This window comes from Corynebacterium sp. HMSC06D04 (assembly GCF_001807315.1).
GTDB lineage: Bacteria > Actinomycetota > Actinomycetes > Mycobacteriales > Mycobacteriaceae > Corynebacterium > Corynebacterium simulans.
The window spans coordinates 67653-92844 of the sequence record NZ_KV788559.1 but is presented as its reverse complement, the minus strand read 5'-3'; the positions used below and the strand labels follow the sequence as shown (position 1 = coordinate 92844).

Genomic DNA, 25192 nt, shown 5'->3' with positions numbered 1-25192 from the left:
CGCCTAAGTTCCGCAGTACGTCCGGTAGCCCTCAGGGTTGCCGGGCGTTTCGTATTTGGCGTTGGGCGCAAACGGGCGAGTAATGGCGTCCAAGAATTCTTGGAAGGCGTCAATGTCGAGCAGCGCTTCCTCCACGTTGTGCGGGCGCGGGATGATCCGCGGAACAGTACTGTTCTTCTGGCCGCCGGGCGGATTCGTCGGCTGCGTACCGTGCAGCTTCTCCCACAGCTCTAGGTTGGCCAGCGTGAAGTCCGGCTGCTTTTCTACCAGCTCGGTGAAGTACTCACTGCGGAGATTAGCGTGCTTGCTAGCGCTGACTTCAGCATCGGTGCCGATGCCAAAGCGCTTGACGAAGTCGCGCTCAAGTTGAGAAGCGAAGCGCTCGTGGTAGCTGTTGATGGTTTCTTGGGCGAAGTTGATGGCCTCGTTGGGGGAGGCGTCGAAAAGCGGCAACATGCTCTCCGCCAGACGCGCGAAGTTCCAGCCCAGGAAGTCGGGCTGGTGTCCAAAGCGGTAACGACCGCGGGTATCGATGGAGCTAAAGCAAGTATCAGGATCGTAGGTCTCCATGAAGGCGCACGGTCCGTAGTCGATGGTCTCGCCAGACAGGGTGGTGTTGTCCGTGTTCATCACGCCATGGATGAAACCTACGTGCTGCCAGGCTACGACCGTAGCAATCTGGGCGTCGAGGGCGCGGGTAAACAGCTCCTTGTAGCTCGCGCCAGGGTAATGCCGGGCGATCGTGAAATCCGCCAGCTGCTGTAGCTGGCCTGTTTGCGCCGCGTAGTGGAAAGAACCGATGCGGATGTGGCTGGCAGCTACTCGCACCAAGATGCCGGCTTCCTCCTCCACCTGGCGCTGGATGCGCCGGCCAGTAGAAAGGACCGCTAGCGAGCGCGTCGTCGGAATGCCCAGCGCGTGCATCGCCTCCGAGAACAGGTACTCGCGCAACATAGAACGGACTGTTCCGCGCCCGTCAGCCCCAGGGCGCGAGTACGGGGTAGGGCCGGTTCCCTTCGCATGGAGATCGCGCAGGCCTTCCGGAGTCTCGATTTCACCCAGTAGTAAGGCGCGGCCGTCGCCCATGCGCGGATTGAATTGGCCGAATTGGTAACCGGCATAGGCCATCGCGTGTGCCGGGCTATCCTCGCTGCGCCCGCAAAGGAAATCGATTCCAGCGGGGCTGCGCAGCCACTCTGGGTCGAGGCCCAGCTCAGTAGCTAGATCCTCGTTCAAGATGAGCAGGCGGGGCGCAGGTTGCTGCTCGCCGCGGCTTTCCCGCGCCATGCCGGGAAGGTGCTTAGCAAAGGTGTGGTGCAGTTCGAAGGGAAGTGACATGCCTAAACCTCCAAGCTTCCGCGAACTCGTACGTGGACGTTTCCACCGACCCAGACATTAGCGCCGTCGTCAGTAATATGCACCAAGCCGTTCCTGCCAAGCTGGCTGCCCTGCCGTGCGGTGTAACTAGCCGGTACCAGGCCCCGCTCGCGCATGAATTGGGCTGCCGCGCCGTTGAGAGATCCTGTGACTGGGTCTTCGAAACTAGGGGTAAATGCCCGTATCTCGTAGAGCGGTTGACCTGCTTGTTGAGGGGACTCAAGTCCCACGACACCGACCTTGATGTCGCGCGCGTTGTTGGGCTGCAGTGTGCGGACCGCGGCGGCGTCGCGAAGCTGCACCAGGCGCCAGCCGGGGCCGTTGTCAGCCCATGCGGCGTCGTAGATTTCGGCCTCATCGATGCCGAGTGCTGCGGCGGACTCGCTCAGCTCGGCCGCGCTCAATGGCCCAGATTTGTAAAGCGCGGGGGTGGCAAAGGAAAAGACTTCCCTTTCTTCCTTGATGTCTACCAGCCCAACGCCGCATTCCTGAACGAGGTCGCCTGTATGTCCAGTGAGCTCGCAGAACACCCGTGCTGTGCCCAACGTGGGGTGACCTGCGAAAGCGAATTCTTCGTGCGGCGTGAAGATACGCACCCGGTAGTCAGCGTCTGCGGTCGTAGGGCGCAACAGGAACGTCGTCTCCGAGAAGTTGATCCAGTTAGCAATGCGCTGCATCTGCTCGGTCGAAAGCTCATCCGCCCCGGCGATGACAGCTAGTGGATTGCCGCTAAAGGCCGTGGTGGCGAAGACATCGACTTCGAAGTAATCAAGGTGCATGGCCACCAGCTTACGAGCCCGCGCAAGCCGCCATGCCGCGGTCTATCCTATGGAACATGAGCGAAGCACTTTTTAGCCGCATCGAGCCAATTCAAGTAATGGCGGATGGCACCGTCAAACAGGTCAATCCCTTCTCCGGAACCGAGGTATGGACCGTTCCAGGCCGCGGGAATCGTCCGTTTGCGCATACCGCCTCTAGCTCCCAACCGCTGGCTGCCGATGCCGCGCGAAACACCTGTGCTTTTTGTTCTTCGCGCAAGCTGGAAACCCCGCCTGAGAAATCACGCATCTTAGCCTCTGGCGAGATAGTGCGTGGGGTTGCGCCAGATTCGTTGGATGCAACCCAGCCTGCTTTTAGGCGCGTACCGAACCTCTTTGAGATCGTCTCCTTCGACTACTGGAAGGCCAACTACGAGTATGAGATGGACGCGGAGACTAAAGAGAGGATGGAGGGCTACATTGCGAATCCTGTAGGCCGCGAGCACGTTCTAAACATCGTGCGGACGAAGCTCAGGGCGGCCGGTCGAGATGCGGACCTAGGGGAGCAGGAACTGCTTACACACGCCGGCTGCTTTTTCGGTGGCGGTCACGATGTCATCATTGGCGCGCGCCACTTTGTGGACGGTGCTACCGATGATTCGCAGTTGGCCTCGTCTGGCACGCTCAGCCCCGACGAGCATTTCCTCTTTACTTCGTTTACCGCAGACTCCATGCGTGACCTTTATGAGCGCAACCGCTACGCCGACTATGTGGTGGCCTTCCAGAACTGGCTGGCGCCCGCCGGGGCTTCCTTTGACCATCTGCACAAGCAGCTGGTGGCCATAGATGACCTCAGCATGTCGGCCGCGCATGAAAACGACATCCTGCGTGCACACCCCAACATGTACAACGACTGGGCCGTAGGCTACGCGGCGCAGCACAACCTGGTGATTGCAGAAAACGATTATGCGGTACTCTTTGCCGGTTTTGGCCATCGCTATCCCACACTGGAGATCTTCTCCAAGTCCGAGCACTGCGAGCCGTGGAAGCAAACGCCTGGGGAAATCCGCGGAATGTCTGACCTTATCCACGCGGCCCATGCGGCAGTTGGCCCCGATGTGGCCTGTAATGAGGAATGGCACCACAAGGCGCCATCGGTCGACCTCGCGCAGCCGTGGCGAGTGATGATCAAACTGCGCGTGTCCACGCTGGCCGGCTTTGAGGGCGGGACCAAGATTTATATCAACACCATCTCGCCGTGGGGATTGCGCGACCGCATCGTTGATTCGCTGTACCGCCTGCGCGAGCGAGGCAAGCTTGCCTCCGGGATTGCGATTGCCACCGAATGCAGCCTAGAGCGCAATAGCCTGCGCTATAACAGCTAATTTGCCGGTGTTCGGTCCTAGGAGTCAAGCACGAGCACCAATTCTGGGGCGCGCTCGCTGCCGCGGATTTCCGTCTCCCACTCGGGGAAGCTTGCGGCGGCTGCGGAAAACTCCTCGAAGGTGGTTGGAAGCACCGGCTGGCTGAGCACGTGGCGGGCGAGTAGGCCCTTGTAGTGCTTGTTGAAGTGAGAGATGACCTTGCGCGAGCCATCAGGCTGAACCGATTCCACGCGAACCGTGGCCGCCGTCTTGAGCTTGCCCAGCTGCTGGTAGGTGCCAGAGCGCATATCGACCACCAGCTCATGGGCCGCGACTTCCTCCAAGGCCTCAGTGATCGCCTTACCCCACCAAGACTTCATAGTGTTTCCACTCAGCTTCGTTCCGCCGGAGAGACGATAATGCGGAATCAGATCATCGGCGCGGACGATGCCGAACAAGGCGGAGCCGATGGCTAGGTGGGAACGAGCGGCGTCGGAAAGCGTGGCGGCATCCAGCGCGTCATAAAGCACACCCGTATACCGTTCGATGGCAGGCAGGGTAGGAGAGCTATAAATTACCTGGTTGGCCTCGGCCTCCCCGCGGAGCTTTTCCGAGAGCTTTAGCTGAATCATCGCCTCATCCACCTCGAGAGAGGCAAGCGCCTGCGCGATCTCCTGGCGCGCCGGGTTCAGCGAGGGGAAGGACAATGCTCCGAAGTCGAGCGGGGCACCGGTGCCGCCGGGGGCTTTCGTCTCAGAAGGAGGGAGGAGAATGAGCATAGCTAAATACTAGCGGGGTAGAGTGCTAGGCATGATTACTCGCCTTTCGAATCTCTTCCTTCGCACCTTGCGCGAAGATCCGGCAGATGCCGAAGTAACCAGCCACAAGCTCCTCGTTCGTGCAGGCTACGTCCGCCGCGCCGCGCCGGGCGTTTACACCTGGCTGCCACTCGGCCTGCGCACCCTGTCCAAGATTGAAGACATCGTGCGCGAGGAGATGAACGCAATCGGCGGCCAGGAGATGCTCTTCCCGGCCCTTTTGCCGCGTGAGCCGTATGAGCAGACCCAGCGCTGGACCGAGTACGGCGATAACCTCTTCCGCCTGAAGGACCGCAAGGGCGCAGACATGCTGCTCGGCCCGACGCACGAGGAGATGTTCGCCTCGGCGGTAAAAGACATGTACTCCTCTTATAAGGACTTCCCGGTTACCCTGTACCAAATCCAGACCAAGTACCGCGATGAGGAGCGTCCGCGTGCGGGCATCCTCCGCGGCCGCGAGTTTGTGATGAAGGATTCCTACTCCTTCGACATGAGCGACGAGGGCCTGGACGAGTCCTACCAGCGCCACCGCAAGGCTTACCAGAACATCTTCAACCGTCTGAAGATTGATTACGCCATCTGTAAGGCAACCTCTGGTGCCATGGGAGGTTCCGCGTCCGAGGAATTTCTGGCTGTCTCTCCGGCAGGTGAGGACACCTTCGTACGCGCCACGGAGGGCGAGTACGCGGCTAACGTTGAGGCCGTGGTTACCCCTGTGCCGGAAGAAAAGGCAATTGAAGGCCAGGCAGAGGCGAAGGTTTACCAGACGCCTGATGCTGCGACCATTGACTCTTTGGTGCAGTGGGCTAACTCTGAAGGCATCGAGGTTGAAGGCCGTGCGGTGGAAGCCGCTGACACCCTGAAGTGCATGGTTATCAAGGTGGCACAGCCTGCGGCAAGTGAGGAAGAAAAGGAATGGCAGCTAGCTGCTGTTCTGATTCCGGGCGACCGCGAGCTAGACGAAAAGCGCCTTGAGGCCTCCCTTGAGCCTGCCGAGTATGAGCTGGCTGGTGACGAAGACTTCAAGAAGAACCCATTCCTGGTTCGCGGCTACGTGGGCCCGCGTGCGCTCAACGCAAACGACGTGAAGGTTTATGCGGATCCGCGCGTGGTGAAGGGCTCTTCCTGGATCACTGGTGCTGATGAGGCTAATCACCATGTGGTGGGCTGTATTGCTGGCCGCGACTTCGAGGTTGACGAGTTCATCGAGGCCGCCGAGGTCAAGGAAGGCGATCCGGCACCGAACGGCATGGGCACCCTGACCCTGGAGCGCGGTATCGAGCTGGGCCACATCTTCCAGTTGGGCCGCAAGTACACCGAGGCATTCGATGTTCAGATCCTGGATGAGAACGGCAAGCGTGCGGTTCCGACCATGGGCTCCTACGGCATCGGTATCTCCCGCATGATGGCTGTGTTGGCCGAGCAGATGGCCGACGAGAAGGGCCTGCGTTGGCCGGTTGAAGTTGCTCCTTTCCAGGTGCACGTGGCTGTGGCGAACAAGGACGCCGCTGCGCTTGAGGCAGGGCAGAAGCTGGTCGAGGACCTAGATGCTGCTGGCATCGAGGTTCTCTTTGACGACCGTCCGAAGGTATCTCCGGGCGTGAAGTTCAAGGACGCTGAGCTGCTGGGTATGCCGTTCATCGCCATCCTTGGCCGCTCGTTTGCCGATGGCATCATCGAGCTGCGCATCCGTGGTGGCGAAACGCTTGAGGTGCCAGCTGAGCAGATCGTGGACAAGCTCTTGGAGCTCGTGCGCGGTTGAGGCGTGCCGTTAGAGTGCGCTGTTGGCGCGTGCTGTTAAGAGCGCGCTGTTAAGGCGCAGGTACCGCTGTATGTAAATAAGGCTTCCAATCTTGTGATTTGGGGGCCTTATTTGCATATATAAGTACCTGGCAGTTGGGGTCACTCCGGCCGCGCGGGTTCGCGGGGCGTTTCCGTGTGGGGTGGTGCGGTTTGTGGGGTGCGGTGCGCTTTGTGGGGTGCGGTGCGCGGGGTTGAGGTGAGCCGCTAGAGGGTGAGTACCGCTCTGTGTAAATAGGGCAGCTGTTTGCCGTGTTTTAGGCGGCCTATTTGCACACAGAAGTACGTTGATGGGGGATGCAAAGCGGTGGGTTGCTGTGGATACGCGAAGGCCCTGCCCCTTTCGGTTCGAGGGGCAGGGCCTTATGGCACGTATGAGTGTGGCTTTAGTAGCCGCCTACCGGGCCACCACAGTTTGGCCAAGCACCGGCGCCCTGGGTAGTCAGGACCTGCTCGGCAACAGCAATCTGCTGCTCTTTTGTTGCCTGGTCAGCGGTTGGGGCGTACTGCTGGCCGCCGAAGCTGCTCCAGGTCTGTGCATTGAACTGCAGGCCACCGTAGTAGCCGTTGCCCGTGTTGATCTGCCAGTTACCACCGGACTCGCATGCTGCAACCTGTTCCCATGCGGAGGCCGGGGCAGCGTTTGCGGCAGGTTGCGCCAGTGCGGCAACGCCCATTGCAGCGGCAGCGGACAGGGTTGCAAACTTCTTCTTTGAACGCATTGAGAAAGTTCTCCTTCTCTTTGTGTCATTAAAGGAACACCCACGCGGTATCTCCGGTGTGTCCATGGCCAACCAACGTAAAAGCGGTGGGAGGGCCCTCGCAATGAAATGCGTCGTAAAGTTTGCTGCTCATTGTCTGGCCGCTACTCAGTAAGCCTTAAGCGGCTGTGGGCTCGGTGGAGAAAACTCGGCGATGTAGAGTCAGGGCATGGCTATTGATTGGAAGCGTGCCCGTGCCCTTACGTTTGGCTCTGTGATGCTAAGCATGGGCACGCTGCACTTTGTGAAGAAGGAAGAATTTGAATCCATCGTGCCGCCGCGTCTGCCAGGCGGTGCGCGGTTCTATAACTATGCCTCAGGTATCTGGGAGCTGGCCACCGGTGCAGCAGTAATTAATGAGCGCACACGTTCCGTCGGCGGCTGGTCCGCAGTAGCACTGTTGCTCGCGGTATGGCCCGCCAATATGTATCACGCCCGCAAGGATTGGAATCAATCCTCCACGGGCGTAGGTAAGAAGCTCTATCACGTGCTGCGTCAGCCAGCACAGTTGCTGATTATTCGCGAGGCGTTGCAGTTTGTGCGCTAGCGCTGTTCGTAGCAGCTCGCTTTAGGTGTGTGGGCCACCAGAACTTCTCGCCGAGGATCTGGACCAAGGCCGGTACCAAGACGCTGCGCACGATGAGTGTATCGAGTAGAACACTCCGAGCGACCCGGCGGGTATCGGCCCGGGCATCCTCGCGGCCGCGGATTCTTCGTCAGCTAGCTGGGAGTCGGGGCCGCCTACCAGTACAGAGCCCTCGCTGCGGGTGCCGGCGTGCTCACCGAAGTGCTCGCGCAGCTGGGTGACCTTGTCGGCGATTTCGGTAGAGGTCCCGGCCGTTACCTGGACTGGCACGATGGCTGAGTTGCCGTCCTTGCTAGGGATGAGCGGGCCATCTAAGGTGGCGTATTTTCTGGTGAGACACCATGGCCATTGTAAAGCCCAGCCTTAAGGCGGGGCCCGAAGATTTGTTTAGGGATTCACGCTTTTCTATAAACCGTGGGATTGGGCAGCAACGGCGATGAGCCAGTTGCGCCAGGCCACGCGTTCCTCGCCCTCGGCAGTGGGGGCGGCGGCTTGTGACGCGACAGAAGACCACTCGAGGGAGTCATTCCACCCCAGGTGGTCGACGAAAGCCTGGGCGGAAGCGGCGTCGCTAGGCAGCGGCATTTCCTCAGGCGTTGGCTCGTAAGCGGGAGCCGGTTGGGGGACTTCGCCAAGCGGAGCGAGTGACTTTTGCAGCGCTGCGATGCGTTTTTCGTGCATCTCGAGGCGGTCATCGATGTTTTCTTCCATCGACGGCGCGGCGTAGGAGCGGGCGAAGTCCAGGCCGTAGACCTGCTCGTATTCCCATTCCAGAAGCTCTCGGGCGCGGGCGGCTTCGCTGGGATCAAGCTCCGGGGACTCCGGCAGCTGGGAAGGCTCCCACGCGTCCAAGATGATGGCCTGGTTGGTCACCAGCGCGCGGGACTCCGCGCTGACCTCGCTCAGGGCGTCGCGGGTATGCACCGCGGCTTGGTCCATGACTTCGATGACATCAATATTTTCTGCGGCCGGCTCTTGGTCGGCGGCCTGCGGGTCGCGCTGGACCTCGCAGGAGCGCGGGGCAGCGCCTTTCTCGTTGCGGCCGCAAAGCCGCTCGACCTCGGCATAAAGGGCGTCGGCCTGCTCGGAGCGCAACTGCGAAGCGTGGGGATCGACCGCAGCGAGCTGCTGCGCGTCCGCGTCGGCGCTGCGGCCTAAGCCCACGAGTGCCTCATCGGGACGGGGGCCAAAGTAGTCGACGATGGAGTCGACGGCTTGGCATCCGCTCAGCGCGGGCGCGAGTGTGCCAAGGGCGGTAAGCGTTGCGATGGGGGCTAGGGCACGGCGGTTCACGCAAAAGACCTTACACGTAACAGTTAGGCTAGAGCGCATGGCTTTTCCAGATGCAGAACAATTAACTGAACTACTCCAACCATTGCTGGAGCCCCGCGGACTCGACGTGGAGGACGTAAAGACCACCAAGGCGGGAAAGAAATCCCAGGTCATCATCCGCATCGATGGTGATACGCGCCCGAGCTCCGATGTCCTGGAAGAAGTCTCCAATCAGATCTCCCAATTCTTCGATGCCAAGGAAGAATCAGGCGAGTTGAACTTTGGCGCAGGCTACACCCTGGAGGTCTCTACCCCGGGCGTCGATCTGCCATTTACCGCCCCGCGCCACTGGCGCCGCAACCGTGGCCGCCTCGTCGCATTTGAAACCACTCCGGGCCAGACCGAAGTGGCTCGTATTGGTGCGCTTTCCGCGGATGAGGCTGCGGTAGCGCTTATCACTACGGTGAAGAAGGACGTCCAATTCCGCATCGAGCGATTGGAAAATATCCACCGCGCGGTGGTAGAAATTGAATTTGCTAAACCTTCTGCGGACGAGCAGGAGGCAGCGCAGCAGACGTTTGAATACGCCGAGCAGAACTCGGCAACCCGAGAGGATGAAAAGTGAATATTGATCTAGAGGCACTCCGTACGATCCAGAACGAGCGCGGCGTCCACGTCAAGGACCTGCTCGAAGCGATCGCGAGTGCCTTGTTGTATTCGTACCTGGATTATCGCAAGCAGTCGGCAGAAACCAAGGCGGAGGGCACCAAGTCCCGCGTAGACATAGACGCCGACACCGGTGCAGTTTCCGTCATCGTCACGGAGACCGACCTGGAAACTGGCGAGACTTTGAGCGAATACGACGATACGCCAGAAAACTTTGGTCGCTTCGGTGCGCAGGCAGTGCGCGAGGCCATCATCCGCAAGCTGCGCGAGGCAGAAGCCGAGCAAACCTATGAGTCCTATTCGGAACTGACTGGGCGCGTCGTATCCGGCGTCGTCCAGCGCGATGTGCGCGCCAACGAGCGCGGCGTCGTTGTGGTCCAGCTCGGTACTGAACTGGATTCCCAGGACGCTATCTTGCTGCCCGCTGAGCAGCTGCCGGGTGAGAAACTCGAGCACGGTGACCGTATCAAGGCATATGTTGTGGGAGTTACCCGCAACGGCGCGCAGGTGCAGATCACCCTTTCGCGCACCCACCCGGAGCTGGTGCGCGGCCTGTTCGAGCTGGAAGTCCCTGAGGTGGGCGACGGCACCGTTGAGCTGGTGGCCATCGCGCGTGAGGCCGGACACCGCTCCAAGGTGGCAGTGGTGGGCCACGCCAAGGGGCTTAACGCCAAGGGTGCCTGCATTGGTCCACGCGGCCAGCGCGTCAACAACATCATGCGTGAGCTCGGCGGCGAGAAGATCGACATCATCGACTACAGCGAGGACCCAAGCGTCTACGTGGGCAACTCCCTGGCGCCGTCTAAGGTTGTCCGCGTTGAGGTCATCGACCACGAAGCACAGGTTGCGCGCGTGACCGTTCCGGATTACCAGTTGTCTTTGGCAATTGGTAAGGAAGGCCAGAACGCCCGCCTGGCGGCGCGTCTTACCGGGTGGAAGATCGACATCCACTCCGATGCAAAATCCAACTAGTAGTCGAGCTGCACTGGGATAAAGGTACTAATTAAGGTTCTGCCAGGTTTTCGCGTAAGCTAGATAACGGCCCACATGCAGAAAAGCTGTGGCGTTTTTCAGGTAAGCGCGAAAACGTAAGGGAGTTGGATGTCACTGAGACAACCACAGTCAGACCCTCACGTACGTATTCGTACCTGTATTGCTACGCGCCGCCGCTTTCCCGATACGCAGCTATTGCGTGTTGTCGTTGACCGCGATGACCCAAGCGGCCGACGTGTCGTGGCGGATCCGCGGCGCCGCCTTCCCGGAAGGGGAGCCTGGATTAGCCCGGAACTTTCTGCATTAGAGCTGGCGGAGCGCACCCGAGCATTTCGGCGCGCGCTTCGGTTATCCACTGACGTGGATACAGGTCACGTACGTGAGTACCTGGAGAAGTTGGCGAAAGCCGGCGAATCATAGGTGCATTCGTGAAGGCACCGCGCCTTCACGAGCCAGAGTTAAAGGAAGACCGAACACTGATGAGCGCACAACGATGAAGCATCAGCGATGAAAGTCCATAGCCATTAACTAGGGGGTCAGGCCACTTCCAGGCCTTGGCTCCTAGTAACGATCACAAGGAGACAAGTGCCCGGAAAGCTACGTGTTCACGAGCTCGCAAAGCAGCTCGGAGTAACCAGCAAGGAACTACTCGCTACGCTCAAGGAGCAGGGCGAATTCGTCAAGACTGCTTCTTCTACCATTGAACCTCCAGTGGTAAAGAAGATGCGCGCCCACTACGAGGCGCAGTCCGGCGGCGAGAAGCTGGCCGGTGAGAAGTCGGCAGAGAAAAAGCCTGCCGCAAACAAGGCTGCCAAGGACGCTAAGTCAGCTAAGGCTGCAGGCGCTGCCAAGGCAGAAAAGCCTGCAGCTAACGCGCCAAAGCCAGGCGCACCGAAGCCAGGCGCCCCGAAGCCGGGAGCTGCCAAGCCAGGTGCAAAGCCTGCCGCAAAGGATTCCGCTTCCGCACAGGCAGAGCAGAAGTCCGCTGCCAAGCCAGGCGCCCCGAAGCCAGGTGCTGCTAAGCCGGGCCCGAAGGGTGGCCAGAAGCCACAGGCAAACGGCGCGGACAAGTCCGCTTCTAAGTCTGCCCCGAAGCCGGGCGCAGAACGTCCAAACCCAGGCAACGCTATGCCTCGCCCCATGCCGAAGCCGGGCGGCACCCGCCGCGTGGCCAACAACCCGTTCTCCACGGGTGGTGGCGAGGGCGGCCGTCCAGGACCACGTCCGGGCGGCTCCAAGGGCCAGCGTCCTGGCGGTAAGCCAGGCGATAACCGCGGCGGCAAGGGCGGCGGACGCTCGGGCCAGGGCGAGGGCAACCAGCGTCAGGGGCAGGGCGGCGGTCGTCGTCCATCGCCGGCCATGATGCCTTCGCATCCAAACCCGGCAGCCATGCCGTCTAAGTCCTCCAACGGTGGCGGCGGTGGCCGCGGCCGCGGTGGGCGTGGCCAGGGTGGACCAGGCGGTCCAGGTGGCCCAGGCGGCTTCCGCGGTGGCGGACGCGGCGGACGTCGCGGCGGTACCGCAGGTGCATTCGGCCGTCCAGGTGGCGCACCGCGTCGCGGCAAGAAGTCGAAGCGTCAGAAGCGCCATGAGTTTGAAGAGCAGCAGAAGCATGAGGTAGGCGGCGTACGCCTGCCTGACGGCAAGGGCAAGACCATTCGTCTGCGCCGCGGTGCTTCCTTGGCTGACTTCGCAGAGAAGATTGGCGCAGATCCGGCAGCACTGGTGCAGGCACTGTTCAACTTGGGCGAGATGGTTACCGCAACCGCCTCCGTTTCCGAGGAAACCCTGCAGCTGCTCGGCGCTGAGATTCACCACGACGTCCAGGTCGTCTCCCCAGAGGACGAGGACCGTGAGCTGCTCGAGTCCTTCGACCTGAAGTTCGGTGAGGACGAAGGCGGCGAAGAGGCGCTGGAGAACCGTCCTCCAGTTGTTACCGTCATGGGTCACGTCGACCACGGTAAGACCCGCCTTTTGGACTCCATCCGTAAGACCAACGAGCGCGAGGGCGAGGCCGGCGGCATCACCCAGGGCATCGGTGCATACCAGACCACCGTTGAACTGGAAGATGGCGAGCGCACCATCACCTTCCTAGATACCCCGGGTCACGAGGCGTTTACCGCTATGCGTGCACGCGGTGCGAAGTCCACTGACTTGGCAATCCTGGTTGTCGCAGCAGATGACGGCGTCATGCCGCAGACCGTTGAGGCAATCAACCACGCCAAGGCTGCGGACATCCCAGTCGTGGTTGCAGTCAACAAGATCGATAAGCCAGAGGCTTCCCCGGAGAAGATCCGTGGCCAGCTCACTGAGTACGGCCTGGTGCCGGAGGAATACGGCGGCGACACCATGTTCGTCGATATCTCTGCAAAGCAGGATCTGCACATCGACAGCCTGCTTGAGGCAGTCATCCTGACTGCTGATGCAGCGCTTGAACTGACTGCGAACCCAGAGATGGACGCACAGGGCGTTGCCATCGAGTCTCACCTCGACCGTGGCCGCGGCCCGGTTGCCACCGTCATCGTCCAGCGCGGTACCCTCCGCGTTGGTGACTCCATCGTCGTTGGCGATGCGCACGGCCGTGTCCGCCGCATGCTTGACGAGTTCGGTAACGACGTCGAAGAGGCTGGTCCGTCCCGACCGGTTCAGGTCCAGGGCCTCAACGGTGTTCCGGGTGCCGGCGACAACCTGCTCGTGGTGGAAGATGACCGCGTGGCACGCCAGATTGCTGCACAGCGTGATGCTCGTAAGCGTTCCGCTCTGCAGGCAAAGGCTCGCAAGCGCGTTTCTCTCGAGGATCTGGATGCAGTTCTCAAGGAGACCTCGACCCTCAACCTCATCCTCAAGGGCGACAACGCCGGTTCGGTGGAAGCCCTGGAAGATGCGTTGTTGGACATCGAGATCGACGACGAGGTACAGCTCAACATCATCGACCGTGGCGTTGGTGCTGTAACCCAGACCAACGTCTCCCTGGCAGCGGCTTCCGACGCAATCATCATCGCCTTCAACGTTCGCGCTGAGGGTAAGGCAACTGAGGAAGCTAACGCCGAGGGCGTGGATATCCGCTACTACACGATTATCTACCGCGCCATCGAAGAGGTCGAGGCTGCTCTCAAGGGTATGCTTAAGCCAATCTACGAGGAGCGCGACACCGGTGCTGCGGAAATCCGCGCGCTGTTCAAGTCCTCCGCTGTCGGCACCATCGCGGGCTGCATGGTCACCGAGGGCAAGGTCAAGCGCAACGGCAAGGTCCGCCTCGTTCGCGATGGCAACGTCATCACTTCCGACGCCAAGATCGAGTCCTTGCGCCACGAAAAGGACGACGCAAACGAGATCAACGCCGGCTACGAGTGCGGTATGGTCCTGTCCTACCCAGACATCCAGGTGGGCGACCAGATTCAGGCCTACGAAGAGGTCGAGGTTCCGCGTACCTAGTCCGCAAGCAGTGTAAATAAAATCGCCAGGTGTTTCCCCGCTGGGGAAGCCCTGGCGATTTTATTTGTAGCTTCTGCTGAACCTTAGTGTTTCAACTATCCAGACCGGTTTAAGACAAGTTGGGTTTGCTAATGCGTGCCTTGTTTAGCAGAGAAGCTTGCGTGAGTTCAGCCCTTTCGAGGCAGCTTGCTGCTTTGTTCGGAGCATCGGCATGAAACTCATTTAAAGGATGGGGCATGACGCTTCCTCTTTCTGCTGCAGGACATGTATGCGGAGTAATGTAAGATGAACACGATTTTATAGATCTTGGTAGAGATCGCTAGTTCGACGGAGAAGGAGTTGCACCATGGTTGACCACGCTCGTGCTGCACGAATGGCCAAGCGTATTCAGGAAATCGTGGCGAGTGCTATCGAACGCGAGATCAAGGATCGTCGCCTCGAGATGGTGACCATCACCGATACTCGCGTCACGGGTGATCTCCATGATGCCACCGTTTACTACACCGTGCGCGGCAAGGACATCGACTCCGAGCCAGACTTCGACAAGGCAGCAGAGGCACTCAACCGCGCGAAGGGCCAGCTGCGCAAGATTGTGGGCGATCAGCTCTCCGTGCGCTTTACCCCGACGCTCGCCTTCGAGGTCGATACCGTTCCGGAAGCTTCCGCCCACATGGAGGATTTGCTGGAGCGTGCCCGCGCCCGCGATGCCGAACTTGCCAAGCTGAAGGCCAACGCGAAGCCGGCTGGAGACGCAAACCCATACAAGGATTCCGATCGGGAAGAGGCCTAGGGTGCGCCGCGCTGATTATCAAGGCGCCGCCGACGCCTTGATAGAAGCGAGCAGCATCTGCATCATTACGCACCTGCGCCCCGATGCGGATGCTATCGGCTCTGCCGCCGCGTTGAACCTGGCGTTGCGCCAGCGGGGCAAGCAGACCCGCACCGTCATCGGCCAGGAACGCCCGTTTTCGAACAATCTCTTCACCATCCCTGCCGCCGACGAGATTGAGCTCGTCAACACCCTGCCAAAAGGCTATGACCTTTATGTCACGGTGGACTGTGGTTCCATCGACCGCACCGGCGCTCTCATGGGGGAGTTGGAGAAGATGGCGGGCACCGGCCGGGTACTGTGCATCGACCACCACGCATCGAACCGCGGTTTCGGTTCCATCAATCTGATTGATCCGGAGTGCGAGTCCACCACTGTGGTGCTTCTCGACGTCCTCGATATGCTCTCCGTGCAGATCGATCGTGGGATTGCGCATTGCCTTTATGCCGGTCTGGTTACCGACACCGGCAGCTTCCGCTGGGGTCGGCCAGTCATGCACGACATCGCTGCCCGCCTGATGTTCTATGGGCTCGATACCAAACAGATCGCAGTGGATCTGATGGACTCCAATACTGCCGACGACGTGCAGATGGTCGGCCGCGTGCTGTCTGGTCTGCGCATCATCGAGGCCGGCGAGCACCGCCTCGGCACGCTTATTGTGCCCGTTGAGGAAGTACAGTCGCACTCCGATTCCGCCGTGGAATCCATGGTGGACTTCGTTCGCGCGCTCAAAGGCACCGACATGGGCGTGGTGTTCAAAGAGCAACGCGCGGGAGTCTGGGCGGTATCGCTGCGTTCTTCCACCGTTAACTGCGCGCAGGTGGCGCTCATGTTCGACGGCGGCGGGCACATCCCGGCGGCCGGCTATACGGCCCTGGGTAAGCCAGAAGAAATCATTGCTCATCTCGTCGACGCACTTGCCAATTACGACGAAGAAAATGCTGTAGGGGAGTAACCATCACGCGGCGCGAACAGGACAATGCTTCGGCAGAAGCAGAAGATACTTCGAAGCCAGGTAAGGCAGTCACCCGCGTGAGCGCTGGTGAGGTATTTCGCCTCGCGTTTCCGGCGCTCGGCGTGCTCGCTGCCATGCCGCTCTACCTATTGCTGGATACGGCCGTGGTGGGCCGCTTGGGCGCGCATCAGCTGGCCGCACTTGGCGCTGCGGCGACCATCCACACGGTTGTCACCACCCAGCTGACCTTCCTTTCCTATGGCACAACCTCACGCGCCTCGCGGCTTTTCGGCGCCGGTAAAAAGGACGAGGCCGTAGCCGAGGGCGTGCAGGCTACCTACGTGGCCATCGGCGTGGGCATGACCCTGGCGGTCATCATGTGGTTGGGCGCAGGGCACTTTGCGCGCTGGCTAACCGGCAATCCAGAAACTGCCCAGGACACCGCGTTGTGGCTGCGCATCGCCGCCTTCGCTATCCCGCTCAATCTCATCGAGATGGCAGGCAACGGTTGGATGCGCGGCGTCCAAAACACTGTAAAACCGCTGCTTTTTACCCTGGCCGGCCTCATTCCTGGCGCCATTGCTGTGCCAGTATTCGTCCACCAGTGGGGCCTTGCCGGCTCCGCCTGGGCCACGGTGCTGGGCATGGCGATCATGGCCTCGCTCTTCCTGTGGGAACTTCACCGTGAGCACGTGGGCTCCTGGCGGCTGCAGTGGGGCGTCGTCAAGCGCCAGCTCGTGTTGGGCCGCGATCTCATCGTGCGCTCTGCCAGCTTCCAGGTGGCCTTCCTTTCGGCCGCCGCCGTGGCCTCCCGCTTCGGAACGGCCCAGCTTGCCGCGCATCAGATCATGATTCAGCTGTGGAACTTCCTGTCGCTTGTGCTGGATTCTCTGGCCATCGCCGCCCAGGCGCTGACCGGTGCGGCGCTCGGCGCGGGCTCGGCCAAACATGCGCGCAGCGTCGGAACCAAGGTCACTTTCTACTCCACAGCCTTTGCGCTCGGGCTCGGTGTAGTCCTAGCCCTGGGCATCGGCATCATTCCTTCACTGTTCACCACCGATGCAGTGGTGCTCGAGGTCATCCGGCTGCCGTGGCTCATCATGATTGCCATGGTGGTTCTGGGAGGCGTGGTCTTTGCACTCGACGGCGTCCTGCTCGGCGCCAGCGATGCCGCCTTCCTACGCACGCTGACCGTCGTTTCGGTGCTCTGCGGATTCCTGCCCGGCGTGTGGGCGGCCTACGCCTTGGGCGCGGGCCTGCCCGGCGTGTGGTGCGGCCTTGCGCTGTTTGTTTTCATCCGTTTCCTCGGCGTGGTCTATCGCTTCCGCTCGATGCGCTGGGCTGTGGTCTAACCTGAAGGAGAACGAAGAAAGGAGCACGCCATGGCCACCTTATGGGCGGTGTCAGATCTCCACGCGGCAGTGCGCGCTAATTCCAGCCGCATCGATGAGCTTTACCCGGAAGATCCTGCCGATTGGCTCATCGTGGCCGGTGACGTGGCCGAGCGCACCGAACTCGTACTGCGCATCCTCACTAAGCTTTCGCGGCGCTATGCCAAGGTGATCTGGGTGCCGGGAAACCACGAGCTCTTCTCGCGTTCCCAAGATAGGTGCCAGGGCCGCGCCAAGTATGACGAGCTGGTGGAGGGCTGCCGCGAAATCGGCGTGGTGACTCCGGAAGACCCATATCCCGTCTTCGGCGGGGTGACCATCGTGCCGCTGTTTACCCTTTATGATTACAGCTTCCGCCCACCCGGCACCACCGTCGAGGGTGCCCTAGAACGCGCCCGTGAACGCCAGATTGTCATGACCGATGACTTCGCCATCGCTCCCTTCGTCGATGTTCGCGCCTGGTGCTGGGATCGCCTTGCCTATTCCATCAAGCGCCTTTCCCGGGTAAGTGGGCCTACGGTGTTGGTCAATCACTGGCCGCTGGTTCAAGAACCCACGCTGCGCATGGCGTGGCCGGAAATCGCCCTGTGGTGCGGCACTCGCCATACCCGCTCGTGGGCGCGGCGCTATAACGCGCAGGCGGTCATCTACGGTCACCTGCATCTGCCCGGCCGCACCAACGTCGATGGGGTAGACCACATCGAGGTCTCACTGGGCTATCCCCGCGAGTGGGAGGCGCACGGCCATCTCCAGCAGTGGCCCTATCCGGTCCTACACAGTGATGAGCCCGCGTCCTCGGCGCTTGAGGAGGTGCGCTAATGCTGGAACCACACCTGTTCCCAGATACCGCCCGCTACTGCTACGTGCGCACCGACGCTGCGCTTACGGATTTGATGAATTACACGCAGCTGGACCCGCAGGAGCAATCCTTGGTCTCCCAGGCAGTAGACGTGCGCAAGGCGGAATTTGGAGACGCCCGCTGGTGCGCGCATCGCGCTTTGCAGGAGCTGGGCTGTGCAAGTCAGGAGCCCATCATGCGCGGCGAGCGGGGCATGCCGCTGTGGCCGCACGGCTATACCGGTTCCATGACGCATACAGAGGGCCTGCGTGCGGCGGTAGCGGCTCCGAGTAAACATGTGCGCTCTATGGGCCTCGACGCCGAACCCGCCGAGCCATTGCCCGATCACGTGCTGACCATGATTGCGCGCGCAGGGGAGATGGCGCAGTTAACGCAGCTTGCCGACGCCGGGATTGCTTGTCCCGATCGCCTCTTGTTCTGCGCCAAGGAAGCCACGTACAAAGCGTGGTTTCCCATGACACATCGCTGGCTGGACTTCGACCAAGCAGAGATCGACCTGCGCCTCGACGGCACCTTGATCTCCTATATCTTGGCCCGCCCGACCCCAGTGCCGCTGATTAGCGGGCGCTGGATGATCCGCGATGGCTTCGTCATTGTGTCCACGGTGGTGCCCGCGGTGGGCTTTTAGCGGGTGGGCTCTCGATAGTCCACTCTCAGGCTTAAAGCGTCGACGGCCGCGCCACGAATACCGTGGCCAGGCGCTTTCCTTTTTCCTTGATGAGCGCAATCGAGCGACCATCAGGATCTACCGCCGCATAGGTGCCCTTTAGCCCGCGCGGCTCGAGCCATTTGCCCATGGCTAGCGCCTTTGCCTCGTCTTCGGTGACCTGAAGGACAGGGTAGGAGCGGGCGAGCGCCTCGTCGAGGCTAAGCGATAAGGCCGGAGCCTCTGCAAGCTCGTCGAGAGTGCGGGCGTCGCCAAGCTTAAAAGGCCCTACCTCCGTGCGGCGCAGGGCGGTGAGGTGACCGCCCACGCCGAGCGCCTCACCTAGGTCGCGGGCGAGGGAGCGGATATAGGTGCCGGACGAGCAATCAACGGTGACGTCGAGGTCTAGGTACTCACCTTCGATGCGGTGGGCGAGGATGTCGAAGCGGCTGACCGTAACCGGGCGGGCGGGGATTTCTACCTCTTCGCCCTCGCGCACGCGCTCGTGGGCGCGCTTGCCGTCGATCTTGATAGCTGAGACTGCGGCGGGGCGCTGCATGATGTCACCGGTGAGAGCTGTGACCTCTTTATTGACCTGCTCCATATCGAGTTCGCTTGCAGGCTCGCCCCAGGTGCGCTCGCCCTCGGCGTCGTCAGTATGCGTCGCCATGCCAAGGCGAATAGTGGTGTCGTAGGACTTGGTTGACGCGACCATGTGCGCGAGGAACTTGGTGCCGCGTTCCAAACCGACCACCAAAACGCCGGTGGCCATCGGGTCGAGGGTGCCTGCGTGGCCCACCTTGCGGGTGTGAAATATGCGGCGGAGGCGGCCCACCACATCGTGTGAGGTCATGCCTTGCGGCTTGTCCACTACCACCAGGCCAGAATTTGCGAGCGCATCAGTCATGCCCTGCAGTCTATTCCACGCCTCGCCGTGCATTAGCATGGTGGCCGTGGATATTTGGTACGGAATCGACAGCATCCCCGGTGACTTTGGCCCGACTGCGGTGACCATCGGTGTCTTTGACGGCGTACACCGCGGCCATCAGCAGCTGATCAATAATGCGGTGAGCTTCGCGCGCGCAAAGGAATTGCGCACGGTGATGGTGACTTTTGATCCGCACCCCGTCGCGGTCTTCCTCCCGGAGCGCGCGCCGCTGTCCGTGGTGACGTTTGAGCGCCGCCTGCAGCTGGCGGAAGAGATGGGCATCGATGCGGTGCTCGTCATCGACTTCACCAAGGAGCTTGTGGGCACGACTCCGCAGCACTACGTCGAAGACCTGATTGTGGGAAAGCTGCATGCGCGTCACGTGGTCGTGGGGGAGAATTTCACGTTCGGTGCGGGCGCGAGCGGCACGGCGGACGCGATGGTGGAGTTCGGTAAAACCCATGGCTTTAGCGTCGACGTGGTGCCGTTGCTTGACGACGCCGGGGTGCGAATCTGCTCCACAAATATCCGCGCCAACCTGGCGAAAGGTGAGATTTCCAAGGCTAACTGGGCTCTTGGCCGCCACTTCTCAGTGACTGGCCCGGTGGTGCGCGGTGCCGGGCGCGGCGGCAAGGAGCTCGGTTTTCCCACCGCCAATCAGTACTTCCCGGATAGCGTGGCTATTCCGGCCGATGGCGTCTATGCGGGCTGGTTCATCCTGGAGCCGGCTGAGGCGCCCGTCGAGGGCAACATGGACCACGGCGTGGCTTATGCGGCGGCGATCTCCGTGGGCACGAACCCGACCTTCGGCGACGAAGAACGTTCCATCGAGTCCTTCGTGCTGGATCGCGATGCCGATCTCTATGGGCACGTGGCCACGGTAAAGTTCGTGGATCATCTGCGCGACATGGTGAAGTTCAACTCGGTAGAAGAGTTGCTGGACGCGATGGCGGCAGATGTGGCCAAGGCACGTGAGGTCCTCGCCGAGGATGCTAAGGCCCGCGGTTGGGAGAAGGACGAGTACTTCCTGCAGGAGGGCTAAATGAAGGTCATTTTGGATCTTGATACCGGGATCGACGATGCTCTGGCGCTGGCCTATGCGCTGGCGCACCCAGACCTCGAGCTCATCGGCGTGACAGTGACTTATGGCAACGTACCTGTGGAACTGGGCGTGCGCAATACCTTGGTGCTGCTGGAACTGCTCGGCGCGGGCGACGTCCCGGTCTTTGCCGGTGCGCAGCCGGCGGGATTCCAGGTCAAGCCCATTTCCGCATTCATCCATGGCCGCAATGGCATTGGCGACGTCCTGCTTCCGCCGCCGCGCGGGCAGGTACAGCAAAAATCCGCGGTGGAGTTTCTGTGCCGGGCGGCGCGTGAACATGGCGAAGACCTGGTGATTATCCCGACTGGGCCGTCCACCACGATTGCGGCGGCGCTGAAAGCTGAACCGGCACTCGCGGATACTCGCATCGTCATGATGGGCGGCGCCCTGACCGTGCCGGGCAACGTCACCACCTGGTCTGAGGCCAATGTGGCGCAGGACCCCGCTGCCACGGACTTCCTCTTCCGCACTGCACGCGATGTCACGATGGTGGGCTTGGATGTTACGCTGCAAACGCTTCTGACCACTGCGGAGACACGGCAGTGGCGTGGGCTCGGTACGCGGGCCGGACGCGTTTATGCGGACATGCTCGACTATTACATCCGCGCCTACGCCGCCATCGAACCGGACCTGGGCGGTTGTGGCCTGCATGATCCGCTCGCGGTGGCCGTGGCGGCAGACCCTAGCCTGGTCACCTGCTTCGATACCAACCTGGCCTGCGAAACTACTGGCACGACCCCTGGCCGCACCATCGGCGACGTTGCCAGGATGCAAGAACTACACAAGGCTGCCCACGTGGCAGTAGATGTGGATGCCCCGCGTTTTGTGGCCGAGCTGATGGACAAGCTCGATTCGCTTCTGCAACAGCATTAACGTGCAGAAAGTGGCGTGCCTTCCTGCGGATTGTGCCAAGAAGCCGCAGTTTGGGTTTGGGGCAGAAAAGCTGTTAGAGTTATCCCTTGGCTTTGTGACTGCGGTCCGCAGCAGTTAAAGGCGCTAAGAATTTCATGCGGACTGAAATACAATAGGAGAAATCCAACATGGCTTTGAGCACCGAGAAGAAGGCAGAGATCCTCAAGGAGTACGGCCTGCACGAGACCGACACCGGCTCCCCAGAGGCACAGATCGCTCTGCTGACCTCCCGTATCAACACCCTGACCGAGCACCTGAAGTTCCACAAGCACGATCACCACTCCCGTCGTGGTCTGCTGCTGATGGTCGGTCGTCGCCGCGGCCTGCTGAAGTACCTCGCAGCTAACGACATCGATCGTTACCGTGACCTCATCTCCCGCCTGGGCCTGCGCCGCTAAGCCTTTCGGTTGCTTTCAAACCCCGTCTTCGGACGGGGTTTGTTGCGTTTTTGAGGCCGTCTCGATCACGCAGCAGGTATCGCGGCCCCAGAGACGGTAGCTTGGCACCATGGAACCTTATATCGGCATTGTCGTTTTTGAACTTGAATCGGTAGAGCCCAGTGAGCCGTCGTATTTCCGGGAAGATTTTGTCCTCGTCCGTGCCACAGACGACGATGAGGCGCGCGCGAAGGTCGAGGCGCTGGCGCGTAGCCAAGAATCGGCAGAGCATCCCACAATCGTGATGCGCCACATCGTGGATGTCGCGCCCGCACTCGACGGCACGGTCGAGGGAGACGTGGACCTCTACGCGCGCCACTTTGCGTCGCTTGAGGACTATGCGCGCTTCGAAATGATGCTGGGAGGGCGCGACCCGTTCGCCTAGTCCCGAGCGTGGGCTACACGAGGAGCACTGCCGTGAGGACGTTGATGGTAGCGTGCACGGTGGCGCCGGGCCATAGAGAAGCGCTTTTCTCGCGCAGCCAACCCATGGCGAAGCCGGTGGCAATCTGCAAAACAAAGAGCGGGATGAGGCTGATATCCAGCATGGCCAGCGGTAGGTGGATGAGGCCGAAGAGGAGGCCCTGCACTGTAATTCCCGCGCCGGCATTCCAGCGCTGGGTGATAATTCCTTGTAGGAAACCGCGGAAGAAGATTTCTTCGCCCACCGCGCGCAGCGCCATCGCAAGGAATCCCATTGCCGTTGTTGCAGTCGTGGTCTGCGCGACAACCTCCGGCGGCACAGGCAACAACGCGAGGTAGCTCAGCACCAGCACCACGAGCAGCATCACCGCTGCCCACGCCCACCCGCGCGCCCATGGACGTCCCAGTCCGCAGACGGCGACTGCCGGCTGGCGGCGCAGGAGAAGGTAGATGAGTGTGGGAAGCGACCACAGCAACAACATGACCATGGTTTAAGTCTAAGTCTGTACCGCGAGTCGGGGAGCGTGATGTTCGACATAATCCCAGGAAAGCTGCTAAAATCGCTACTCGTTGTAGAAACCTAACCATTTTTAACCGGCGGCACCGATGATCGCCGGGCTACAAGGAGTAGAAAACTTTGAGCGCTAGAAACGCTGTTGAGTTCAACATTGATGAAGAATTCGGTATCACCGAAGCAATCGCCACCCTTGACAATGGCGATTTTGGCACCCGCACCATCCGTTTTGAGACTGGCCAGCTGGCTCGTCAGGCGGGCGGCTCTGTCACCACTTACCTGGACGAGGACACCATGCTTCTGTCCACCACCACCGCCTCCAACCAGCCGCGTGAGGGCTTCGACTTCTTCCCGCTGACCGTGGACGTCGAGGAGCGCATGTACGCAGCCGGCAAGATTCCGGGCTCCTTCTTCCGCCGCGAAGGCCGTCCCTCCACCGAAGCCATCCTGGCCTGCCGCCTGATCGACCGTCCACTGCGCCCGACCTTTGTCAAGGGCCTGCGCAACGAGGTGCAGGTCGTTGTCACGGTGCTTTCCATGGCACCGGAGGAGTACTACGACGTCATCGCCATCAACGGTGCATCTGCTTCCACCCAGCTTTCCGGCCTGCCGGTATCCGGCGCCGTCGGCGGCGTGCGCATGGCGCTTATCGCTGATGACAAGCATCCAGAAGGCCAGTGGGTTGCGTTCCCGAACCACGAGCAGCACGAGCGTGCGCTGTTCGAGATGGTCGTCGCCGGCCGCATTGTGAAGAAGGGCCGCAAGGAAGACGTTGCCATCATGATGGTTGAGGCAGGCGCTGGTATCAACGTTGCAGAGCGCATCAAGGAAGGCGCACCGGCACCGCAGGAATCCACCGTTGCAGCAGGCCTTGAAGCAGCAAAACCATTCATCAAGACCCTGTGCGAGGCGCAGGCAGGTCTGGCTGAGCGCGCAGCGAAAGAAACCCAGGAGTTCCCACTCTTCCCGCCGTACACCGATGACGTATTTGCCGCCGTGGAAAAGGCAGCCTCCAAGAAGCTGGAGAAGCTGATGACCATCCCTGGCAAGCAGGACCGTGACGACGCTACCAACGAGTACATGGAGCAGGTCGAGGCGGATCTCCTCGAGAAGTTTGAGGATGAGGATGCCTCCAAGCAGATCCGTGCTGCGTATAACGCTGTCATGAAGGCCATCGTGCGCAAGAAGATCCTCACCGAGGGCTTCCGTATCGACGGCCGTGGCGTCACCGACATCCGTGACCTAGGCGTTGAGGTTGACCTCATCCCACGCGCACACGGTTCCTCCCTTTTCGAGCGCGGTGAGACCCAGATCCTGGGCGTTACCACCCTGGACATGCTCAAGATGGAGCAGCAGATCGATTCCCTGACCCCGGTCACGGGCAAGCGCTACATGCACCACTACAACTTCCCGCCGTACTCCACCGGTGAGACCGGCCGCGTTGGCTCCCCAAAGCGCCGCGAGATCGGCCACGGTGCTCTTGCCGAGCGCGCCCTGCTGCCGGTCATCCCTTCCCGCGAGGACTTCCCGTACGCCATCCGTCAGGTCTCTGAGGCGCTAGGCTCCAACGGTTCTACTTCCATGGGCTCCGTTTGTGCTTCCACGCTGTCCCTGTACAACGCTGGTGTGCCGCTGAAGGCTCCGGTTGCAGGTATCGCAATGGGCCTGGTTTCCGGTGAGGTAGACGGCAAGGAGAAGTTCGTCGCTCTGACTGACATTTTGGGCGCCGAGGACGCATTCGGCGACATGGACTTCAAGGTCGCAGGTACCTCCGAGTTCATCACCGCGCTGCAGCTGGACACCAAGCTCGATGGCATCCCATCCAAGGTCCTGGCTAAGGCACTGGAGCAGGCACGTGACGCCCGCGCCACCATCTTGGAGACCATGGCTGAGGTCATCGAAGGCCCAGACGAGATGTCTGGTCTGGCTCCGAAGATCACTTCCGTGAAGATTCCGGTCAACAAGATCGGCGAGCTCATCGGCCCGAAGGGCAAGACCATCAACTCGATTACCGAGGAGACCGGCGCTGAGGTTTCCATCGAGGAAGACGGCACCGTCTACATCTCCGCCGCAACTGGTGAGGCCGCCGACGCAGCGATTGAGAAGGTTAACTCCATCGCTAACCCGCAGCTGCCGAAGGTCGGCGAGCGCTTCTTGGGCACCGTCGTTAAGACCGTAGCCTTCGGCGCGTTTGTCTCCCTGACCCCAGGCCGCGATGGCCTCATCCACATCTCGAAGCTTGGTGGCGACGAGCGCATCGAGAAGGTCGAGGACGTCGTCAACGTCGGCGATAAGATTCAGGTCGAAATCGCAGACATCGACAACCGCGGAAAGATCTCCTTGGTTCCAGTCGAAGAGGCTTAAGG

The 25192-nt window shown here is 61.0% G+C and carries 24 protein-coding genes and 1 pseudogene; 17 read left to right on the top strand and 8 right to left on the bottom strand.

The features are described from left to right. Positions 1–3 precede the first annotated feature (3 nt). The gene (locus HMPREF3155_RS10115) at positions 4–1338 is read right to left on the bottom strand and encodes a protein adenylyltransferase SelO family protein (RefSeq protein WP_070433239.1); all 1335 of its coding nucleotides are present in this window, start codon (positions 1336–1338) and stop codon (positions 4–6) included. Between the two features lie 2 nt (positions 1339–1340). Beyond that, entirely contained in the window at positions 1341–2156 is an 816-nt protein-coding gene (locus tag HMPREF3155_RS10110) for a PhzF family phenazine biosynthesis protein (RefSeq protein WP_070433308.1), read from the bottom strand. A gap of 56 nt (positions 2157–2212) precedes the next feature. Between HMPREF3155_RS10110 and HMPREF3155_RS10105 the strand changes: the two genes are divergently transcribed. Then, the gene (locus tag HMPREF3155_RS10105; RefSeq protein ID WP_179294359.1) at positions 2213–3520 is read left to right on the top strand and encodes a DUF4921 family protein; all 1308 of its coding nucleotides are present in this window, start codon (positions 2213–2215) and stop codon (positions 3518–3520) included. A 17-nt stretch (positions 3521–3537) separates the two neighbouring features. On the opposite strand, the gene yaaA is transcribed toward HMPREF3155_RS10105, so the two are convergent. Continuing rightward, complete coding sequence (yaaA, locus tag HMPREF3155_RS10100) at positions 3538–4278, bottom strand: peroxide stress protein YaaA (protein ID WP_070433238.1); 741 nt, start codon at positions 4276–4278, stop codon at positions 3538–3540. A 31-nt stretch (positions 4279–4309) separates the two neighbouring features. Here yaaA and HMPREF3155_RS10095 point away from each other — a divergent pair, with 31 nt between their 5' ends. Continuing rightward, positions 4310–6079 (top strand): proline--tRNA ligase, encoded by a 1770-nt coding sequence (locus HMPREF3155_RS10095; RefSeq protein WP_061923149.1) that lies wholly within the window; start codon positions 4310–4312, stop codon positions 6077–6079. Positions 6080–6503: 424 nt separating this feature from the next. Here the strand turns inward: HMPREF3155_RS10095 and HMPREF3155_RS10090 are convergent, their stop codons facing one another. Then, positions 6504–6839: a transglycosylase family protein gene (locus HMPREF3155_RS10090; RefSeq protein ID WP_061923146.1), complete on the bottom strand. Its 336-nt coding sequence runs from the start codon at positions 6837–6839 to the stop codon at positions 6504–6506. A 208-nt stretch (positions 6840–7047) separates the two neighbouring features. On the opposite strand from HMPREF3155_RS10090, the gene HMPREF3155_RS10085 reads away from it, so the two are divergent. Then, positions 7048–7425: a DoxX family protein gene (locus HMPREF3155_RS10085; protein WP_061923143.1), complete on the top strand. Its 378-nt coding sequence runs from the start codon at positions 7048–7050 to the stop codon at positions 7423–7425. Here HMPREF3155_RS10085 and HMPREF3155_RS13395 read toward each other — a convergent pair. Further along, a pseudogene (locus HMPREF3155_RS13395) lies at positions 7394–7549 on the bottom strand (MMPL family transporter); the annotation flags it as partial. The gene HMPREF3155_RS10085 and the pseudogene HMPREF3155_RS13395 sit on opposite strands and share 32 nt — an antisense overlap. Positions 7550–7869: 320 nt before the next feature. After that, positions 7870–8757: a hypothetical protein gene (locus tag HMPREF3155_RS10080; protein ID WP_070433237.1), complete on the bottom strand. Its 888-nt coding sequence runs from the start codon at positions 8755–8757 to the stop codon at positions 7870–7872. Between the two features lie 37 nt (positions 8758–8794). Here HMPREF3155_RS10080 and rimP point away from each other — a divergent pair, with 37 nt between their 5' ends. The 9 genes from rimP (at position 8795) to HMPREF3155_RS10040 (ending at position 18492) form a co-directional block, all read left to right on the top strand. Continuing rightward, on the top strand, positions 8795–9361 hold the full coding sequence (gene rimP, locus HMPREF3155_RS10075; RefSeq protein ID WP_061923141.1) for a ribosome maturation factor RimP: 567 nt from the start codon (positions 8795–8797) through the stop codon (positions 9359–9361). After that, positions 9358–10374, top strand: coding sequence for a transcription termination factor NusA (nusA, locus tag HMPREF3155_RS10070; RefSeq protein WP_061923138.1), 1017 nt, complete (start codon positions 9358–9360; stop codon positions 10372–10374). Before rimP ends, nusA begins: the two co-directional genes overlap by 4 nt. A gap of 129 nt (positions 10375–10503) precedes the next feature. Then, a complete protein-coding gene (locus HMPREF3155_RS12715) occupies positions 10504–10815 on the top strand; it encodes a YlxR family protein (RefSeq protein WP_082778614.1) in 312 nt (103 codons plus the stop codon). 165 nt (positions 10816–10980) lie between these two features. Continuing rightward, positions 10981–13830, top strand: a complete 2850-nt coding sequence (gene infB / locus HMPREF3155_RS10065; RefSeq protein WP_070433236.1) for a translation initiation factor IF-2 — start codon at positions 10981–10983, stop codon at positions 13828–13830. Between the two features lie 346 nt (positions 13831–14176). Next, complete coding sequence (rbfA, locus tag HMPREF3155_RS10060) at positions 14177–14620, top strand: 30S ribosome-binding factor RbfA (RefSeq protein WP_061923135.1); 444 nt, start codon at positions 14177–14179, stop codon at positions 14618–14620. A 1-nt stretch (position 14621) separates the two neighbouring features. Continuing rightward, complete coding sequence (locus HMPREF3155_RS10055) at positions 14622–15614, top strand: DHH family phosphoesterase (protein ID WP_061923132.1); 993 nt, start codon at positions 14622–14624, stop codon at positions 15612–15614. Between the two features lie 77 nt (positions 15615–15691). Beyond that, the gene (locus HMPREF3155_RS10050; protein WP_061923129.1) at positions 15692–16966 is read left to right on the top strand and encodes an MATE family efflux transporter; all 1275 of its coding nucleotides are present in this window, start codon (positions 15692–15694) and stop codon (positions 16964–16966) included. Between the two features lie 30 nt (positions 16967–16996). Then, positions 16997–17824 carry a metallophosphoesterase family protein gene (locus tag HMPREF3155_RS10045; RefSeq protein ID WP_062044087.1) on the top strand — a complete coding sequence of 276 codons (828 nt, stop codon included), beginning with the start codon at positions 16997–16999 and terminating at the stop codon, positions 17822–17824. After that, positions 17824–18492 carry a 4'-phosphopantetheinyl transferase family protein gene (locus tag HMPREF3155_RS10040; RefSeq protein ID WP_061923124.1) on the top strand — a complete coding sequence of 223 codons (669 nt, stop codon included), beginning with the start codon at positions 17824–17826 and terminating at the stop codon, positions 18490–18492. Before HMPREF3155_RS10045 ends, HMPREF3155_RS10040 begins: the two co-directional genes overlap by 1 nt. Positions 18493–18523: 31 nt before the next feature. Here the strand turns inward: HMPREF3155_RS10040 and truB are convergent, their stop codons facing one another. Next, positions 18524–19417, bottom strand: a complete 894-nt coding sequence (gene truB / locus HMPREF3155_RS10035; RefSeq protein ID WP_061923122.1) for a tRNA pseudouridine(55) synthase TruB — start codon at positions 19415–19417, stop codon at positions 18524–18526. Between the two features lie 37 nt (positions 19418–19454). On the opposite strand from truB, the gene HMPREF3155_RS10030 reads away from it, so the two are divergent. From HMPREF3155_RS10030 to HMPREF3155_RS10015, 4 genes are all read left to right on the top strand, one after another. After that, positions 19455–20480, top strand: a complete 1026-nt coding sequence (locus HMPREF3155_RS10030) for a bifunctional riboflavin kinase/FAD synthetase (RefSeq protein WP_061923120.1) — start codon at positions 19455–19457, stop codon at positions 20478–20480. Then, on the top strand, positions 20481–21413 hold the full coding sequence (locus HMPREF3155_RS10025) for a nucleoside hydrolase (protein ID WP_061923117.1): 933 nt from the start codon (positions 20481–20483) through the stop codon (positions 21411–21413). A gap of 167 nt (positions 21414–21580) precedes the next feature. After that, on the top strand, positions 21581–21850 hold the full coding sequence (gene rpsO / locus HMPREF3155_RS10020; protein WP_005528980.1) for a 30S ribosomal protein S15: 270 nt from the start codon (positions 21581–21583) through the stop codon (positions 21848–21850). 109 nt (positions 21851–21959) lie between these two features. Then, a complete protein-coding gene (locus tag HMPREF3155_RS10015) occupies positions 21960–22274 on the top strand; it encodes a DUF4288 domain-containing protein (RefSeq protein WP_046645302.1) in 315 nt (104 codons plus the stop codon). A gap of 13 nt (positions 22275–22287) precedes the next feature. Here HMPREF3155_RS10015 and HMPREF3155_RS10010 read toward each other — a convergent pair whose 3' ends face one another. Continuing rightward, positions 22288–22800, bottom strand: coding sequence for a CPBP family intramembrane glutamic endopeptidase (locus tag HMPREF3155_RS10010; protein WP_070433235.1), 513 nt, complete (start codon positions 22798–22800; stop codon positions 22288–22290). A 149-nt stretch (positions 22801–22949) separates the two neighbouring features. Here HMPREF3155_RS10010 and HMPREF3155_RS10005 point away from each other — a divergent pair, with 149 nt between their 5' ends. Further along, complete coding sequence (locus tag HMPREF3155_RS10005; RefSeq protein ID WP_070433234.1) at positions 22950–25190, top strand: polyribonucleotide nucleotidyltransferase; 2241 nt, start codon at positions 22950–22952, stop codon at positions 25188–25190. The last annotated feature ends 2 nt before the right edge of the window (positions 25191–25192 follow it).